A 2,674-nucleotide genomic window follows, 5' to 3' on the forward strand; every position below is an offset into this window, starting at 1 on the left:
CCGTGTGAATCTGGCGGGACCACCCGCTAAGCCTAAATATTCCCTGGTGACCGATAGCGGATAGTACCGTGAGGGAATGGTGAAAAGTACCGCGGGAGCGGAGTGAAATAGTACCTGAAACCGTGTGCCTACAAGCCGTGGGAGCGTCGCTCATTGGGTTTACCCAATGGGTCGTGACTGCGTGCCTTTTGAAGAATGAGCCTGCGAGTTAGCGGTGTGTAGCGAGGTTAACCCGTGTGGGGAAGCCGTAGCGAAAGCGAGTCCGAATAGGGCGATTGAGTTGCACGCTCTAGACCCGAAGCGGAGTGATCTAGCCATGGGCAGGTTGAAGCGGAGGTAAGACTTCGTGGAGGACCGAACCCACCAGGGTTGAAAACCTGGGGGATGACCTGTGGTTAGGGGTGAAAGGCCAATCAAACTCCGTGATAGCTGGTTCTCCCCGAAATGCATTTAGGTGCAGCGTCGTGTGTTTCTTGCCGGAGGTAGAGCACTGGATAGGCGATGGGCCCTACCGGGTTACTGACCTTAGCCAAACTCCGAATGCCGGTAAGTGAGAGCACGGCAGTGAGACTGTGGGGGATAAGCTCCATGGTCGAGAGGGAAACAGCCCAGAGCATCGACTAAGGCCCCTAAGCGTACGCTAAGTGGGAAAGGATGTGGAGTCGCAGAGACAACCAGGAGGTTGGCTTAGAAGCAGCCACCCTTGAAAGAGTGCGTAATAGCTCACTGGTCAAGTGATTCCGCGCCGACAATGTAGCGGGGCTCAAGCGTACCGCCGAAGTCGTGTCATTGCAGCTATAGGGCCAACGCCCGCTGTGATGGGTAGGGGAGCGTCGTGTGCCGGGTGAAGCAGCAGCGGAAGCTAGTTGTGGACGGTTCACGAGTGAGAATGCAGGCATGAGTAGCGATACACACGTGAGAAACGTGTGCGCCGATTGACTAAGGGTTCCTGGGTCAAGCTGATCTGCCCAGGGTAAGTCGGGACCTAAGGCGAGGCCGACAGGCGTAGTCGATGGACAACCGGTTGATATTCCGGTACCCGCTTTGAAACGCCCAATATCGAATCAGGCGATGCTAAGTCCGTGAAGCCGTTCCGGACCCTTCGGGGAAAGGAAAGTGGTGGAGCCGACGAACCAGACTTGTAGTAGGTAAGCGATGGGGTGACGCAGGAAGGTAGTCCAGCCCGGGCGGTGGTTGTCCCGGGGTAAGGGTGTAGGCCGAGGGGTAGGCAAATCCGTCCCTCATATAAGGCTGAGACCTGATGCCGAGCCGATTGTGGTGAAGTGGATGATCCTATGCTGTCGAGAAAAGCCTCTAGCGAGTTTCATGGCGGCCCGTACCCTAAACCGACTCAGGTGGTCAGGTAGAGAATACCGAGGCGTTCGGGTGAACTATGGTTAAGGAACTCGGCAAAATGCCCCCGTAACTTCGGGAGAAGGGGGGCCATCACTGGTGATCGGACTTGCTCCGTGAGCTGGGGGTGGCCGCAGAGACCAGCGAGAAGCGACTGTTTACTAAAAACACAGGTCCGTGCGAAGCCGTAAGGCGATGTATACGGACTGACGCCTGCCCGGTGCTGGAACGTTAAGGGGACCGGTTAGTGACCTTTCGGGGTTGCGAAGCTGAGAACTTAAGCGCCAGTAAACGGCGGTGGTAACTATAACCATCCTAAGGTAGCGAAATTCCTTGTCGGGTAAGTTCCGACCTGCACGAATGGCGTAACGACTTCTCGACTGTCTCAACCATAGGCCCGGTGAAATTGCACTACGAGTAAAGATGCTCGTTTCGCGCAGCAGGACGGAAAGACCCCGGGACCTTTACTACAGTTTGATATTGGTGTTCGGTTCGGCTTGTGTAGGATAGGTGGGAGACTTTGAAGCAGCCACGCCAGTGGTTGTGGAGTCGCCGTTGAAATACCACTCTGGTCGTGCTGGATGTCTAACCTCGGTCCGTGATCCGGATCAGGGACAGTGTCTGATGGGTAGTTTAACTGGGGCGGTTGCCTCCCAAAGGGTAACGGAGGCGCCCAAAGGTTCCCTCAGCCTGGTTGGCAATCAGGTGTTGAGTGTAAGTGCACAAGGGAGCTTGACTGTGAGACCGACGGGTCGAGCAGGGACGAAAGTCGGGACTAGTGATCCGGCGGTGGCTTGTGGAAGCGCCGTCGCTCAACGGATAAAAGGTACCCCGGGGATAACAGGCTGATCTTCCCCAAGAGTCCATATCGACGGGATGGTTTGGCACCTCGATGTCGGCTCGTCGCATCCTGGGGCTGGAGTCGGTCCCAAGGGTTGGGCTGTTCGCCCATTAAAGCGGTACGCGAGCTGGGTTTAGAACGTCGTGAGACAGTTCGGTCCCTATCCGCTGTGCGCGTAGGAATATTGAGAAGGGCTGTCCCTAGTACGAGAGGACCGGGACGGACGAACCTCTGGTGTGCCAGTTGTCCTGCCAAGGGCATGGCTGGTTGGCTACGTTCGGGAGGGATAACCGCTGAAAGCATCTAAGCGGGAAGCCTGCTTCAAGATGAGTATTCCCACCTCCTTGAGAGGGTAAGGCTCCCAGTAGACGACTGGGTTGATAGGCCAGATGTGGAAGCCCGGTAACGGGTGGAGCTGACTGGTACTAATAGGCCGAGGGCTTGTCCTCAGTTGCTCGCGTCCACTGTGTTAGTTCTGAA

At 56.4% G+C, this 2,674-nt stretch carries 1 rRNA gene; it reads left to right on the forward strand.

The window, feature by feature from the left end:
- Positions 1–2,643 (forward strand): 23S ribosomal RNA (locus ACIPK4_RS40070); the annotation flags it as partial.
- Positions 2,644–2,674: the final 31 nt, after the last annotated feature.

Origin of the sequence: Streptomyces sp. NPDC086989, assembly GCF_044745505.1 — a bacterium.
In the GTDB taxonomy this organism is placed as follows: Bacteria; Actinomycetota; Actinomycetes; order Streptomycetales; family Streptomycetaceae; genus Streptomyces.